11 protein-coding genes are annotated in these 15,611 nt (G+C 46.4%); 4 read left to right on the top strand and 7 right to left on the bottom strand.

What is annotated here, in order from left to right:
• Positions 1–180: 180 nt before the first annotated feature.
• Together AKJ31_RS16985 and psrA are read right to left on the bottom strand one after the other, a co-directional pair.
• Positions 181–2,466, bottom strand: coding sequence for an acyl-CoA dehydrogenase (locus AKJ31_RS16985; RefSeq protein ID WP_053410266.1), 2,286 nt, complete (start codon positions 2,464–2,466; stop codon positions 181–183).
• 65 nt (positions 2,467–2,531) lie between these two features.
• Positions 2,532–3,158: a TetR family transcriptional repressor PsrA gene (gene psrA, locus AKJ31_RS16980; RefSeq protein WP_053410265.1), complete on the bottom strand. Its 627-nt coding sequence runs from the start codon at positions 3,156–3,158 to the stop codon at positions 2,532–2,534.
• A 418-nt stretch (positions 3,159–3,576) separates the two neighbouring features.
• Between psrA and AKJ31_RS16975 the strand changes: the two genes are divergently transcribed.
• Together AKJ31_RS16975 and AKJ31_RS16970 are read left to right on the top strand one after the other, a co-directional pair.
• Positions 3,577–4,479, top strand: a complete 903-nt coding sequence (locus AKJ31_RS16975; protein WP_053410264.1) for a 1-aminocyclopropane-1-carboxylate deaminase/D-cysteine desulfhydrase — start codon at positions 3,577–3,579, stop codon at positions 4,477–4,479.
• Positions 4,480–4,488: 9 nt separating this feature from the next.
• Entirely contained in the window at positions 4,489–4,800 is a 312-nt protein-coding gene (locus AKJ31_RS16970; protein ID WP_053410263.1) for a DUF1496 domain-containing protein, read from the top strand.
• Between the two features lie 38 nt (positions 4,801–4,838).
• Here the strand turns inward: AKJ31_RS16970 and lhgO are convergent, their stop codons facing one another.
• From lhgO to AKJ31_RS16950, 4 genes are all read right to left on the bottom strand, one after another.
• Positions 4,839–6,053 carry an L-2-hydroxyglutarate oxidase gene (lhgO, locus tag AKJ31_RS16965; protein ID WP_053410262.1) on the bottom strand — a complete coding sequence of 405 codons (1,215 nt, stop codon included), beginning with the start codon at positions 6,051–6,053 and terminating at the stop codon, positions 4,839–4,841.
• A gap of 25 nt (positions 6,054–6,078) precedes the next feature.
• On the bottom strand, positions 6,079–8,208 hold the full coding sequence (locus tag AKJ31_RS16960; protein WP_053410261.1) for a TRAP transporter permease: 2,130 nt from the start codon (positions 8,206–8,208) through the stop codon (positions 6,079–6,081).
• Positions 8,209–8,310: 102 nt separating this feature from the next.
• Positions 8,311–9,321, bottom strand: a complete 1,011-nt coding sequence (locus AKJ31_RS16955) for a TAXI family TRAP transporter solute-binding subunit (RefSeq protein ID WP_053410260.1) — start codon at positions 9,319–9,321, stop codon at positions 8,311–8,313.
• A gap of 314 nt (positions 9,322–9,635) precedes the next feature.
• Complete coding sequence (locus tag AKJ31_RS16950) at positions 9,636–10,991, bottom strand: sigma-54-dependent transcriptional regulator (RefSeq protein ID WP_053410259.1); 1,356 nt, start codon at positions 10,989–10,991, stop codon at positions 9,636–9,638.
• A gap of 189 nt (positions 10,992–11,180) precedes the next feature.
• Between AKJ31_RS16950 and AKJ31_RS16945 the strand changes: the two genes are divergently transcribed.
• Both AKJ31_RS16945 and AKJ31_RS16940 read left to right on the top strand, forming a co-directional pair.
• On the top strand, positions 11,181–13,244 hold the full coding sequence (locus tag AKJ31_RS16945) for a sensor histidine kinase (protein WP_053410258.1): 2,064 nt from the start codon (positions 11,181–11,183) through the stop codon (positions 13,242–13,244).
• 192 nt (positions 13,245–13,436) lie between these two features.
• Positions 13,437–13,721 (top strand): hypothetical protein, encoded by a 285-nt coding sequence (locus AKJ31_RS16940; protein WP_053410257.1) that lies wholly within the window; start codon positions 13,437–13,439, stop codon positions 13,719–13,721.
• A 134-nt stretch (positions 13,722–13,855) separates the two neighbouring features.
• Here AKJ31_RS16940 and AKJ31_RS16935 read toward each other — a convergent pair whose 3' ends face one another.
• On the bottom strand, positions 13,856–15,295 hold the full coding sequence (locus tag AKJ31_RS16935) for a 6-phospho-beta-glucosidase (protein WP_053410256.1): 1,440 nt from the start codon (positions 15,293–15,295) through the stop codon (positions 13,856–13,858).
• Positions 15,296–15,611 lie beyond the last annotated feature (316 nt).

Raw genomic sequence — 15,611 nt, 5'->3', positions numbered from 1 at the left:
TTTACAAAACCCCGCTAGGATAAAAGGTTCACCGCCAGTTCGCATCTAATTTCTGTAAAAATGTCACTAAAATGCAAGTGGTTGGATGACTTTGGTTCAATTATTCAAGCAAAACAAAGAAAGGCATCATAATCGATGCCTTTCTGTTGTTTAAGATAGCAAAGCTTATCAATTAAGCGACTAAGCCACGCTATCAAGCTTGTGCTTTACTTCTTGGTCATGCGTCCTTACTTCGCTGAAATCATGGCTAAAGTGGTCAACTTGAATTGCTTTGTAGCGCAGTTCATCGGCTGCCAGCACTTTATCTACTTCTTCCTGCGTCAATACATTTGCTTCCAACGCCTGAGCAAGTCGGTCTTTTAGCAGCCCTTTACGCGCCACTTTACCTTCTTTCGCTGCATTCATCAGTTTGCGTTCAATACTCTTCACGCCATACATTGCGAGGAAAGCATTTTCCATCAGCCCTACGTTGTCGTTTTCTTCTTTACCGATGTAACAAAGGTGAGTTAGACGGTCACGGTGTGCACCCGGGGTCATCAAACTTTCAGCAATCTTCACCGTTAGGTTATCGCTCGGTTTTTGGTAATGGTTACCAAGCGGGAAGATCAGCACTTTAAGCAAGCGGCCGACTGATTTTTGCGGGTAGTTGCTAAACGCTTCTTGCAGTGACTTCGCCGCGCTATACAAACAGTGCTGCACTGCGTAGTGAACGTAATCTAGGTCTTGCTGTTGACGGCCTTCGTCTTCGTATTTCTTCAACGCCGCCGACGCCATGTAAAGATACGCAAGCACATCACCCAATCTTGCCGAGATCATCTCTTTACGCTTTAGATCACCGCCCAGTGTTGCCATTGCGATATCCGCACTGACTGCCAGCGCGCGACTTAGACGCGTCATTTCTTTGTAGTAAGGCTGCGTTGGACCACTCATGTCTGCTTTGATAAAGCGAGAGCCCGTCAGCGCCGCACCAAATGCACCAAAGGTGTTCTTCGTTGCGTGACCAATGTGTTTGAACAACAGCTTATCAAACTCTTTCGCGCCTTGTTTCTCATCTGGATTTGCCGCCGCTTCCATCTCTTTCAAAACGTAAGGGTGACAACGTGTCGCGCCTTGTCCGAAGATCATCAGGTTACGCGTTAGGATGTTGGCACCTTCTACAGTGATAGCAACCGGAATACCAAGATAAGGCGACGCTAAATAGTTCATCGGCCCATCTTGAATCGCGCGGCCAGAGTGGATGTCCATCGAATCATTGAGAATAGTACGCGCCATTTCGGTCATGTGGTATTTAGCAATCGCCGTCACAATGCCCGGTTTCTCTTTAAGATCGAGAGAAGTGGTCGTTAATGTACGAGTCGCTTCAAGCAGATAAGTGAGACCGCCGATGCGACCCAACGCTTCTGCAACGCCTTCAAACTTACCAATCGACATACCGAACTGCTTACGCACGTACGAATAAGCACCCGTGGTACGAGAAGTTAAATGACCAATCGCAGCGCCAAGTGCTGGTAGAGAAATACCACGACCTGCTGAAAGACATTCCACCAGCATACGCCAGCCTTTACCAGCATAGTCTTGGCCACCGATCAGCCAATCCATCGGGATAAAGACGTCTTTACCGCGCGTTGGACCGTTCATAAACGCAAGACCAATTGGGTCGTGACGTTCGCCAATCTCCACACCTTTATGGTTAGCAGGGATAAGCGCACACGTAATACCAATGTCTTTCTTATCACCCATCAAACCGTCTGGGTCGTACATCTTGAATGCCAAGCCCAGTACCGTCGCGACAGGCGCCAGCGTAATGTAGCGCTTGTTCCAGCTTACTCGCACACCAAGAACTTCTTTCCCTTCGTGCTCGCCGTAACAAACAATACCTTCATCTGGGATACCGCCAGCGTCAGAGCCCGCTTCTGGTCCAGTTAACGCAAAACAAGGAATATCGGTACCGTCCGCTAAACGAGGTAGCCAGTAGTCGCGCTGCTCTTGCGTGCCGTAGTGTGAAAGTAGCTCACCCGGACCAAGCGAGTTAGGCACCATCACAGACACTGCGGTACTGATACTGCGAGTCGCAATACGTGAAACGATGGTTGAGTTCGCTAACGACGAAAACTCACGACCGCCGTACTCTTTAGAGATGATCAATGAGAAGAAACGCTCTTTACGCAGGTAATCCCACACTTCTTTAGGTAAATCGCGGTCTTCTTTGACGATCTTATGGTCATCCAGCATGGCCAACAGGGTTTCGAGCTCGTTATCCATAAACGCTTGCTCTTCCGCTGTTAGTGCTGGTTTAGGGTAATGGTGTAGCTTAGTAAAATCAGGACGACCAGAGAAAAGCTCTCCATCCCACCACACACTGCCCGCTTCCATTGCTTCTTTCTCGGTGCTTGATAGCGGTGGCAACACCTTCTTAAACAGTTTGAAAGCTGGGTCGCTTACCCATTTTCTTCTTAGAGAGCTCATAGTCAGATCCTTTTGTTCACAGTTGTGGTCCAATTTATTTTTGTTTTAAGTCTTATATATAAAATTTAGTCTGCAGCGACGCCTGCTGCCAAAAACGGTATCAGCTGGTCAACGACAGATTTCGCGTCCATTTGCTTACCGTAGTTGCTTTCTGCTATTTCAAGCAGAGCTTGGCTTGATGCCATGGTGAAAACACAGGTGCCCAGCGTAAAGTGCAAACGCCAGAACAACTCTTCTTCCGATAATTTAGGATTCGCTTTCATCACTGATTGGGTAAAGAGTGACAACGTCTCTTGATAGCGCGTCGTAATAAACCAGCGTAAGTGACCTTGCACGTCGGTATATCCACGGCCGATCAACAACATAAAGCGACTCGTACCATTAGGGTGTACTTCGTTTAATGAACGCAGTGGAGAACGCAAAGATTCAAACACATCTTCCATTTTGTAGCTGTCATTTAGGTTAAGATTGATCAATGAATCTTGCACCGCGGGCATAAACGCTTCTAGGTAACGGTTGAGCACGGCACGCACCAACGTCTTCTTGTCACCAAAGTGGTAGTTAACCGACGCAAGGTTGACCCCTGCTTTACTGGTAATCGTGCGTAGTGACGTGTCCTTAAAGCCTTGCTCTGCGAAGAGTGCCTCGGCGACATCTAAAATTTTATCTTTGGTACTGTTTCTGCCAGCCATTTTAATCACTCGTATTAAACATCTGTTTGAAAATATACACTCGATACATTTAAGCAACAAGCCATTAACATCACATTTTTGCAGATTGGTCTGACCAGGATAAGAAGTCAGCAGTACGGAGAGCGAACAAAAAAATTTGAATTTTTTTCGCGATTGAGGGAACTGAATGGAAAAGTGCCAGTCTGATTAATTGTAGTTAGCAGAGCATTCGAAGTTTACAGGCCGTCAAACTTGTCATCTTAACTAGCGCTACTAATTTACGCTGCTTTTTCTTATTAACTCCTATGTTTGTATCCGCCCAGAGCCAGATTGCTCTGGGCTTTTTTTCTTCCCGCTTTTCACGTTGCAATCTTGATTGAGCTTTACCTACATTATTCGCTAGAATGCGCTTCCTAATTTCCTTATTGCTTCTGCGGTTATGAAACTTGCCGATACGCCCATTACCCAACACCAGTTCAATGACATCCCATTCTATCTAAAGCGGGATGACCAACTGCACAGCCATTTTAGTGGCAACAAAGCGCGCAAGTTTATGGCGTTACTCGAGCAGCCCCTTGAACATATCGACATTCTGATCAGTTATGGCAGTGTACAATCCAACGCGATGTACTCCCTCTCTGCTTTGGCTGCGATTAAAGGCTGGGCGTTTGAGTTTTATGTCGACCACATCCCGCAGTGGTTGGCCGAATCACCCAAAGGAAATTACCGCGCGGCATTAGACATGGGCGCCGATATCACCGCGGTAAGTGAATTAGGTCTGCATCCACGAGAGTTTATTGAGCAAGTTCGTCAGCCAGATCAACATTGCCTAGTCGTACCTGAAGGCGGGCGTTTTCAGCACGCAGAAGCGGGAATCAAGCAATTAGCGACGGAGATTTTATCTTGGACGCGATTCGAGAACGCCAGTCAGTTTACCGTGGCTCTCCCATCCGGCACGGGAACCACAGCGCTTTATTTACATAAACACCTGAGCCCACATGGTATTGAGGTCATCACCTGCCCTTGTGTTGGCGGAAAAGCATATCTCGAACAGCAGTTTTCGGAGCTGGGTGAAACCCATTTTCCGACCATCCTCGAACTTGCGACCAAACACCATTTCGGTCACCTATATCGACAAGATTATTTGACGTGGTACGAGTTACAGCAGCAAACAAACATAGAATTTGATCTGCTCTACGATCCGATGATGTGGCAGTGTCTACAATCTTGGTATCCTGAAAACCAACATAAGACTCTGATTTACCTTCATCAGGGTGGATTATTGGGCAACGAGAGCATGCTGCCTCGTTATGAAAGAAAGTTTGGCTTGTCACCCGAATAAGGAGTGTGAATGCGTGTATTCACTTTGTTACTGCTGCTCGCCAGCACCAATGTTGCTGCGTCAAACCACGTGATATCGACGCCTGGTAAAGCGATCATCGGCGTTAACGCATCTGAGGTCGGCAAACGCGTCTGCTTTTACCAAGATATGGCCTACTCAGAAGGCGCAATCCTGCAAGTCGGTGATCATTACTTAACCTGCGAGAGCGCGAATGATTTTGAGACCAACGGTCAGTTAAAGTGGTTTCAGTTAGACTCGGAGCAAAGCGCGACGCAACAAAAGCCAAAGACAAACAAAAAAATAAGCCAGCTCCCCAATTAACAGCAGTGGAACTGGCTTATCGTTATACGATGACCGTGTCAGGCGTTCTTGGCGATGACCTTTTCACAAATGTACTCACCAATTGGCATCGCTGAGGTCGCTGCGGGTGATGGTGCATTACACACATGCAAACTACGCGGACTTTCAGCGAACAAAAAGTCATGCACTAGCGTGCCATCTTTCATTACCGCCTGAGCGCGAATACCTGCCGGATACGGTTTGAGATCGTTAACGGTTATACTCGGGCAGTATTTGTTGACCAGCTTAAGATAGCCCGGCTTCCACCACGAATTTTTAAACTCTACCAGGCCGGTTTTCAAATGTTTGGCGGTCACTTTCCAAAAGCCAGCAAAGTTAAGCATCTGCCAGGTATCTTTAATGCTGAAGTTAATCGCGCCGTACCCTTCTCGCTTCCAACCTTGTACCGCATTTGGCCCGACAGTAACGGTACCGTCAATCATACGCGTCAGGTGAACACCGAGAAATGGCAGCTCGGGATCTGGGATTGGATAAATCAGGTGATTCACCACTTGGTTATGCTTTTCGTCCAGCAAGTAATATTCACCGCGATATGGGACGATTTGGAAGTCTGTCTCAATACCCAGCATCTTAGTCATGCGGTCTGCCATTAGACCCGAGCAGGTGATCATAAAGCGGCCATTGAGCTGCATAGTCTGACCGTCTACCTTGCAGGTCAGTTGTACTTCTTCAGGCAATTCTTTCGCGGCGATCACTTCAGTGCCTAAGCACACTTGACCACCCAGCTCGCTGAACTCTTTCGCCATCATTTCCGTGACTCTGGTGTAGTTCACAATGCTGGTGGTTTTGACCAATATCGCGCCTAAGCCGGTGATGTTGGGTTCGGCGAGTTTAAGTTGTACAGCATCCAACAATTCCACCTCGATGCCGTTTTCGTGGCAGCGTTGATAAAGCGCGTTCATGCGCTCCATTTCTGCATCATCAGTCGCCACCAGCAACTTACCGCAGTTCTCGACCGGAATGTCGTGCTTGGCGCAAAACTCAATCGTTCGCTCTACGCCACGCTTACAGAAATCCGCTTTCAGGCTGCCGGGCGCATAGTACACACCCGCGTGAATGACACCGCTATTATGCCCAGTCTGATGCTTGGCAAAGCCCGATTCTTTTTCAAGCAGCAGAATCGACTTATTTGGATACGCTTGCTGCAACTGCCACGCAGTTGAAACACCCACAATACCACCACCGACAATAATATAATCGTACATTGCGTTCATAACGTTTCTACATCCATTCCTTTCATCAAACAGGTTTAGCGATAGAGCCAGCGGCTTTCGTATTGGTATTACGACCGCTGTAGACAAAGATTGCAATAAATGCCGCGCTGCAAGCTAGACGAATCACCACAGAGACTTCAGGCCAAACCAGAGCAAGACCGATAGCGACAAGCACCGCTCGAATCAGCCAATTGATCTCACCTTCCAAGTAACCCTCAATCGCTGCGATAAATGCGTAAGTGCCGATAATGGCAAATGCCCCCGTCACCAATACCGACGTCACATCCCAACTGACCAAGTTAGTGTACGCAATCAGTAGCGGAACTAAATAGAGCCCCTTAGCAATTTTCCATGCCATTAAACCAGTACGCATTGGCGGAGTTTTGGCAATGGTTGCCGCGGCGAACGCCGTCAAACACACAGGTGGGGTCACATTGCTGTCTTGTGATAGCCAGAAGATGATCAAGTGTGCCGATAGCAAAGCAAGACTCACCGCTTCCAGACCCAAGCTTTGGTTAAGCAGCGTATCCATAAAATCAGCTGGCACTTTGGATAGCATTTCTTTCGCGGTTTCCAGTGCCATTGGTGCATTCAGCAAGTCCAACTGATCCGGCGCCGCCAGCATAAAGATCGCTTTCGCTTGTTCTGGCAGTTGGCCTGCCATCAGCATGTCCAACAATTGGCTTTCAGCCAGCAGTTTGTATAACGCAGGTGCAGACAAAGTCCCCAACACGATGTACGCCGCCGTCACCGGTAAACCCATGCCCAACACCAATGAAGCGAGAGCAATCAAAACAATCATGGTTAGCAAGTCGCCATTTGCCCAGCCGTCAATCATCAACGAGAAGGTATTACCAATACCTGTGGTGCTGATAACGTTAATTACTAAGCCGATACCCACCAACAATACCGCAGTGGTCGCCATATTTTTTGCGCCTTGAGAGAGCGCTTCAATGATCGCCTTTGGACCCATTTTGTGATTTTTCGAAAACCAAGACGCGACCACCACAGAAATGATCGAAAGCCCCGCGGCATACGTTGGCGTGAAGCCTTTTACCAATAAGGTCACTAACACCGCAAGAGGGATCAAATTGTGCCAGCCTGAAATCAGAACTTTTAGCAGTGACTCGCTGCTGGTCGTGACTTTTTGCACGCCGCTACGTTTGGCTTCGATACGCACAAAAAATGCAACAGAAAGGAAATACACCAACGCAGGAACAAACGACACAGCAATAATGTCGACGTAAGGAATCTGCGTGTAAGACGCCATGATAAACGCGCCCGCGCCCATGACTGGTGGCATTAGCTGACCACCTGTAGAGGCCGCTGCTTCAACACCCGCCGCAAAGCGCGATGGAAAGCCCGCTTTTTGCATCAACGGAATACTGATCACCCCTGTCGATACAGTGTTTGCAACGCTCGAGCCTGATACTGAGCCCATCAAACCAGAGCCGATCACGGCGATAAAACCCGGACCACCGATAATTTTACCCGCGGCAGCACGCGCGACATCGATGATGTAGTCACCGACCCCAGAACGCACCAAGAAGGCGCCAAACAGGATAAACATGAAGACGAATGTCCAACTGATGCGAGAGATCGAGCCAAACATCCCGTCTGACGAATAAAAACTACGATAAAGCAGCGTTTCGAAGCTCAGCCCCGGGAAGTGAAAAATCCCCGTCGCCCATTGCCCCCAAATCACCACGTAGCTCAAACAGATCAAAATCAGCACTGGAATAAACCAACCCATAGTGCGACGGATCAATTCAATCACGATGGCGATTGCAAGGATCGCAAAGAACCAGTCACTGGCGATAAACTTAACGCCGCGCTCATACAGCGCGTCTTCGGCAAAAGGGATATAAATAAGACAAGCCAAAGCGCCAATAGCGATCAGCACATCAAAGGCGAGCGCGATTTTGCTTTTCTTTAATGAAATATGGGCTGGGTACCACAACGCACAGATCACTGCAAAACCCGCAAAGTGGGTCGCTGAAATCCACAGCTCAGGCAGTGTCGAAAGTGTATTAAACCAGATATGCAGTAACGAGATCACCACACCGAACACGGTGATCATCTTACCCACCCAAGGGAAATCTGTACGGGTTGGCAGTTCGAACTTCTGCAATTCCTGCTGCAACGAATCGCTCATAACATGCTCCAATGCCCCGTCACGAAAACGCTACGGAGAAAAAACGAATATGAAAAAGGAAAACTACGCCCTCTCATTGCGAGGGCGTAAATGGTCGACTGATTAGTTGACGATCAATGATGCTGGGACTTCGATGCCCACTTCTTTGTAGTAACGAGCCGCGCCTGGGTGCAAAGGTAACGGCAGACCAGACAAGGCTTTCTCGATTGCCATTGCTTTGGTCGCTTTATGAATACCTTGCAAGAACGGCAAGTTTTCGTAGATGGTCTTAGTTAGTTGGTAAACGTCTTCGTCTGAAATATCGTCACGAACCGCTAGGAAGTTCGGCTGCGCGATAGTCGTGATTGGTTTATCGACACCTGGGTAAGTGTTAGCTGGAATCTCGTACTTAGTCCACAAGTCAAATTCGCCATTCGCCTGTTTAATTTGCTCATCAGTAAACGATAGGATTTGAATGTCATTGCCAAGTGCCGCAAACGCTTGTGTGACCGCACCCACTGGAACACCTGCAGGTGTATTCATACCATCAATCGTGCCGTTTTGTAGCGCACTCGCACTGCCGCCATAGCCCATAAATGCCAAGTTAAATTTGTCTGGGTCAACCGATAGACCTTTCATGATCTGACGGCCTGAGTTTTCAGTGCCCGAGTTCTTCTTACCAATCGAGAACTTTTTACCGTAAAGGTTGTTCAAGTCACTCACTGTGCCTGTTTTTGTTAGGTCTGAGCGAACAATGAAGTGCTCAACGTTTTGCCACAACATAGAGACTGAGCGCAGTTTTTCTTGCTTGCCCGACTTCGCGTATGGGCCTTGACCACTCCACGCCCATGCTCCGTACAAACCTTGCAGAATGGCGAATTGCGCTTCGTTCTCGTTAAGCATTTTTACGTTTTCACCTGACCCTGCAGAGCTAATGGCAGATAGAGAAAAATGGTGCTGCGGGGCGACTTTCACTTTACTTAATGTCGCAAGCGCAACGCCGACTGGGTAATACGTACCACCCGTTGAAGCGGTCGCCAGAATGTAGCTGCGGTCTTCAGCGGCAGCATTAGCAGCAAGACCAAAAGAAGCGATAGCGACGGCTAACGTTTTCACTAACTTGTTGTATTTCATTGTTACTCTCCATGTAGAGTTATTCACGTTATGTTTTTGTTAACAACAATCGCTATACAGCAAAACCAATGCCAATTTTTAAATATTTGATTTAATTGAATTTTATAATTTCAAAGCGAAGAAATGAGCCATTTTTTGCTTATACCTATGTTAGAGAGTAAGCAAAAAACAGCCGATAGTTCGGAGGAATTCACAATCGGATTTAAATAGATGTGTCACATAAATGAATTTATTGTGATCAATGTTAATAAAAAGGTCATTTTTGCGATGAGCCATTTTTTGCTCATCGCAATTTTCACACATGGCTGTGTCGACTAAGAGTTAACGTAATCGCTACGATTAAGCGCATAACGTACCATCTTCTGATTGAGTGTACGCCTTGGCAAATCCAGCTCTTGCATAACTTCATTAATACGACCTTGATGGCGCACCAAAGACTCGTGAATCACTTTACGCTCAAAACTTTGTACCTGTACCGCCAGTGGGACCCCTGCGGCGGCAGATTCAGAAATAGCATTAGGACGACAAGAAAGGATCTCCCCCACCGTGAGCATCTCATCAAGAGCGAAACGAATCGCGACATTGCGCAGCTCGCGGACGTTACCCGGCCACGCATACGAAAGTAACGCATGTCTGTCGGCTTCGCTCGCTTGTCGAGTCTCTGGATTGGCTTCTTGGGTAAAGTGCTCAAACAACAGCAAAGCGTCGTCTTCGCGCTCATTTAAAGGCGGCAGATGAATTTGCGCTACGTTGAGGCGGTAGAACAAGTCTTGCCTGAAATCCGGATGATTTAGTAGATCGTGTTTGGCTGCGGAGATCACTCTTAGGTCGACCGATACTTGTTGATTTCCGCCCACCCGCTCAACCACGTTGTCTTGCAACGTACGCAGAACTTTCACCTGCATCGACAGCGGCATGCTCTCGATCTCGTCTAGGAACACGGTGCCTTTGTCTGCAAACTCTAGCTTACCAATACGTCTTTTCGCCGCCCCCGTAAACGCACCGGCTTCGTGGCCAAACAACTCACTTTCAAACAGGTTTTCAGGAATGGCGCCACAGTTCAACGGTACGAATGGATGCTTATTGCGTTGGCTGAACTCGTGCAAACAATTGGCGACCAGTTCTTTGCCGCAACCCGTTTCACCGTAGATAATCACATTGGTGTCGATTGAGGCGACTTTAAGGATCTGCTCACGTAAATCACACATCACTTTACTGCGGCCAATCAGGACTTGTTCGATGCCAGTGATGTTATCAAGGTAAGACAAGCGGCTTTCACGCTCTCGGCCTTGGTGATATTTCTCTGTAGCTTCAGACACCGTTTGAGACAAACGTTCAGGGTCAAACGGTTTCTCGATAAAGTCGTATGCCCCTTGCTGCAAAGCTTTCACTGCCATATCGACATCGCCATGTCCGGTGATAAGGATAACGGGCACATCGGGCAACCGCTGCTTGATCTGGTTGAGTAAGTCGATGCCGTCGATATCAGGCAGTCTGACGTCTGTAATGATCGTATCGAAATCGCTCGTGAACACTTGATCCAGTGCGCCCTGCCCCGTTTCAAATGTTGTAACGTCAAACCCTGCGAGTTGTAACCATTGGCTCGTTGCTTGACGGACGATTTCATCATCTTCAATCAAAGCAATACTGCGAGTCATATGTAATTCCATTTTATAGACACCTATATTTTAGTGTCTTCAAATTAAGGAAAAATAGAGAATTCGAAAAGGAGCTAGCTCTCACTTCTCAACAACGCTTCCTTAACAACTAATTATTTATTTGTTAGCTTCAGCGACACACCTCTTCGCGCGCTTTTGCCAACTATTGGGTTGAAACCCAAAGAAAAAGGACGTTTAACCTTGGTTAGTAATCACCGTTACTGGTTTATTATTGTCACCGTGTTTGTTATCGCGGTTGTAAAACTATCGAGCCAAGAAGTTGCGACACAATGGCAAATGGAACAAGCGCAAAGACATGCGGAACAACGCTTTCTCAACTATATCGCCGAGGCACGACGCTCTTTACAGCGCTTTTATCACCTTCCTTATTTGGTGACTAACGACGCGATCAGTTTGCGGTATTTTAAAGGCGAAGCGTCACTCGAACCGGAAATTAAAAAGCAGCTAATCCAGCTAGATAAAGCCGCCAACACGAAAGGATGGTACGTTCTTTCCTCCAGCGGCGATGTGCTCTCATCCAGTGTCGAATCATCAAACTTACGTGAGCGAGCTATAGAAGCCATCGTCAGTCGCATCCACCAGCAGCGCGAGGCAATCTCGGTCGTCACTAAGAATATCGGTACGACGCCAGACTATTACTTAGCGGCGCCAATCTATCTGGCGTTTGATATTGTAGGTATCGCGGTGGTCAAAATCGACCTCAGCCTGCTAAACGACCAATGGCTGGCAAACGACGAAATCATTTTGCTGCAAAACCCACAACAGCAGTTTTTCTTATCCAGTGATCGCGAGCTCAACGCCGATTGGTTCAATCAACATTTCGATGTTGAGCAAGTCGAAAGCAGCCAACAGCTGTATGATCAATCTCAAATCAAAGTGTGGCGCCTGAACGATAAACGCTATTTGGTTCAGTCCATCCAACTTGATGACCTAAATTGGCGGCTGACCTATCTAACTCCCCTCCAGTCCCTATATCAAACGGTAAGCTGGTTGAGCTGGAGTGTCGCGGTGGCGTGCTTGTTTATCTTAATGTTGTTGGTGATTAGCTTTCAGCGCTATCAGAAGCAACTGAGTAATCAGCGCATTCAAAGGCTAATCAAAGAGTCGGAAAAACGTCTCAGCGGTATGATCAACAAAACTCACGTTGGTCTTTTGTTATTGGATAAGAACGGCGCTATTCACGACATCAACTTAATGGCAAAACGTTACTTTAGCCTGTCAGATTCGATGATAAAAAGTATTCAAGCATGGCAACTGTTTGATGCGGGTAACCCTAACTCGACCACATTACAACTGCTGAAGAACTTAGCTCAGCACCAAGAGCTGGCCGAAATCAGTAGCGTCGAAACTATGGCAAGGCGCAGCGACGGTAGCTGTTTTCCGGTGCTCTTCTCGATCAGTCAGTTTCCGTGGGATTCAACCAACTATTACCTTTGCACCATCATTGACATCAGCAAGCGTAAAAAGGCAGAGATAGCCCTGCAATCGGCCAATAAACACTTGCAGCAACGCGTTCAAGAGCGCACTCAAGAGTTAGAAAACGCGCAGCAAGAACTGATCGAAACCAGCAAACTGGCGGCATTAGGGCGTATGTCGAGTGCAATTACCCACGAGCTCAACCAACCCCTGACAGGTTTGAGAACATTGCTGTCGAGTAACGAGTTACTGATGGAACGCGGTGAAACCAAACTATTGAAAGCCAACATGACGTTAGTACATACGCTGATAGACCGTATGGCAAGCATGACCTCACAGCTAAAGTCATTTGCGTTCAACCGATTAGAAAAACCGAAGCCAGTCTCACTAACAGATGCATTACAAGAAGTCTTACGCATTCACCAAGAGGCGTTAGAGCATGTTGATATCCGAGTCAGGATCGCTTCAGACGTATCCCAAGTTATGGGGGAAGAAGCGCGGCTGAGACAAGTGTTAGGTAACCTAATTAGCAACGCAATTGACGCCACTAAACATCAAGCGACAGCAAAAATTATTGTGAGTGCGCACCAAGATGGCGACAAACTGACGATTCAAGTTACCGATAACGGCTGCGGTGCCGAAGAAGACAAACTGGCAACAATCTTTGAACCTTTCCACACCAACAAAAAGATTGGTGAAGGACTCGGGCTAGGCTTAGCAATCACCGCCAATAACATGCGTGATATGCAAGGTACTATCGTAGCGAGAAACAATGCGGATCAAGGAATGACTTTTACCCTAACAATGCAAGTTCCTAGCAATAAATAGCATTTAGAACGATAAATATTAAATTTTAATTAAATATTTATGACAAATTAATCGACTTTCGTACTGAAATAGATTCTTAAAAATAAGATCCATTTATCCACCCACTAATTTCACTCCAAAGTTTATATAGAGTGATATCTAACTTCATTACCATCCACCCAATAAAAATATAAGTATCAACAGGAACAATTAATGCACACCATCTTGTTTATCATTAGTGGTTTATTGGGTTATGCCGTTATTTTGGGTTTATGTTTTATGCTCGATGGTAAGAAGAACTTCATCTCTTATGGATCCAAACTCTTCATCCCTCTATGGCTTGTTGCGTCACTGATCAACATGTATGTCGGTGTTGTCAGTGCTGGTTACAGCATATTTGAAGAGTTACCTATATTTCTGGTGACTTTTTGCTTCCCAACGTTTATTGTCGCGCTTACTTGGAAGACCGCCTCTACACATAACTTTCCGAAGTTTTAACGAACGCATTATTACAACGGCTGACATCAATTAAATTTATCTTAATATGATTAAATTAAAGTAGTAATAGTCGATATTTGTATATCCGTAACTTTGAAAATAAAAATACCAGCGCTGGACTGGCATTTTTACTACTATAATTTTTCACCGTTTGAAGCAATCACGTCCTTGTACCAGAAGAAGGATTTTTTCTTCGAGCGCTGAAGCGTGCCAGAACCATCATTTTCGCGGTCAACGTAAATGAAGCCGTAGCGCTTTTTCATCTCACCAGTCGTGAAAGAGACTAAGTCGATGCATCCCCAAGGGGTGTATCCCATCAACTCCACACCATCGATATTGATGGCTTTTTCCATCTCTTGAATATGAGAGCGTAAGTAGTCGATACGGTAATCGTCATTGATTGAGCCATCGGCTTCGACCGTATCAACCGCACCAAAGCCATTTTCAACAATAAATAACGGCAGTTCGTAATGCTCATACAGCTTGGTGAGGCAATATCTCAGCCCAACGGGATCGACCGTCCATCCCCAATCACTCGCTTGCAAATAAGGATTTGCCACCGAATATTGATTACTGCCATCCAGACTGTTTTTGGTACTCTGCTCAGCCTGTGAACTAACCGTATTGGACATGTAGTAACTGAAGCCGATGTAGTCCACTTTACCTTGAGCTAGGATCTCTTCGTCCTCTTTTGCCATGACAATCTCATAACCTTTACGGCTCCAGATTTTCTTCGCGTAATTTGGGTAGTAACCTTTTGCCATCACGTCTGCGAAATAGAAACGATCGCGCATCGATACTTCTGCCAGCATGACATCGTCTGGGTGCGACGAATATGGATAGTAAGGAATCATTGCGACCATGCAGCCAATTTTAAGCTCAGGATTCAGGTCATGGGCCTGTTTTACCACCAGAGCACTTGCAACAAACTGGTGGTGTGCCGCCTGATACATCGCCTGCTCTGGCTTTTCCTTACTGGTGTATTTAACGCCCGAACAAGTCCAGCCAAAGATATCATTTGAAACATTCGCCTGATTGTTGATTTCGTTAAACGTCATCCAGTACTTAACTTTGTGTTGATAGCGTTGGATGACGGTCATAGAGAACTTAACAAACAAGTCGATCACTTCTCGACTCATCCAGCCATCGTATTCTTTCGCTAAGTGATAAGGCATTTCGAAGTGGCTCAGTGTAATCACGGGTTCGATGCCATATTTGAGTAATTCATCAAACATATCATCATAGAACTGCAGCCCCGCTTCACAGGGCTCATCTTCAGTTCCTTTTGGAAAGATTCGCGTCCAGGCGATGCTGGTTCGAAAACATTTAAAACCCATTTCAGCAAACAGTTTGATGTCTTGCTTATAACGGCCATGGAAATCAATCGCTTCGTGGTTGGGATAGAACTCTCCGTCAATCACCCCATCAGTAATTTTACGAGGCTGACCATGTGACCCTGCAGTTACCACATCGATAATACTCGGGCCTTTGCCACCTTTGTCCCAACCGCCTTCAAGTTGATGAGCCGCAACCGCGCCACCCCATAAAAAGTTATCTGGAAATTTTTGCCCCATCTTACCCACCTTCATTTAACTAACGAACGTCTCGCCACGACGCAACTGCAATTCGTATAGAGCTCGTTTATTCAAAGACTCAGTCGTCAATATACTATTCTAGTGATAGGTAAACTTGGCTGGATATCAATTCAGCAGAAGTTGTTACGTGGAAGATGATGAGATAAAAGAGTAGCAATAAACCTAGTTGCACAGGTTAATGAATGGGTTAAACATGCTTTCAAATGCACCATTTATGGAAGCAAGTTCAATTAATTAGAAAAATTTGAATTGCGTCGAAAATTAAATATCCCCCTATACTATTTTGCATTTAATC

The organism is Vibrio hepatarius, from assembly GCF_001274785.1.
GTDB classification, from domain to species: Bacteria; Pseudomonadota; Gammaproteobacteria; order Enterobacterales; family Vibrionaceae; genus Vibrio; species Vibrio hepatarius.
The sequence above is the reverse complement of the archived record's forward strand: the minus strand, read 5'-3'. Positions and strand labels throughout refer to the sequence as shown.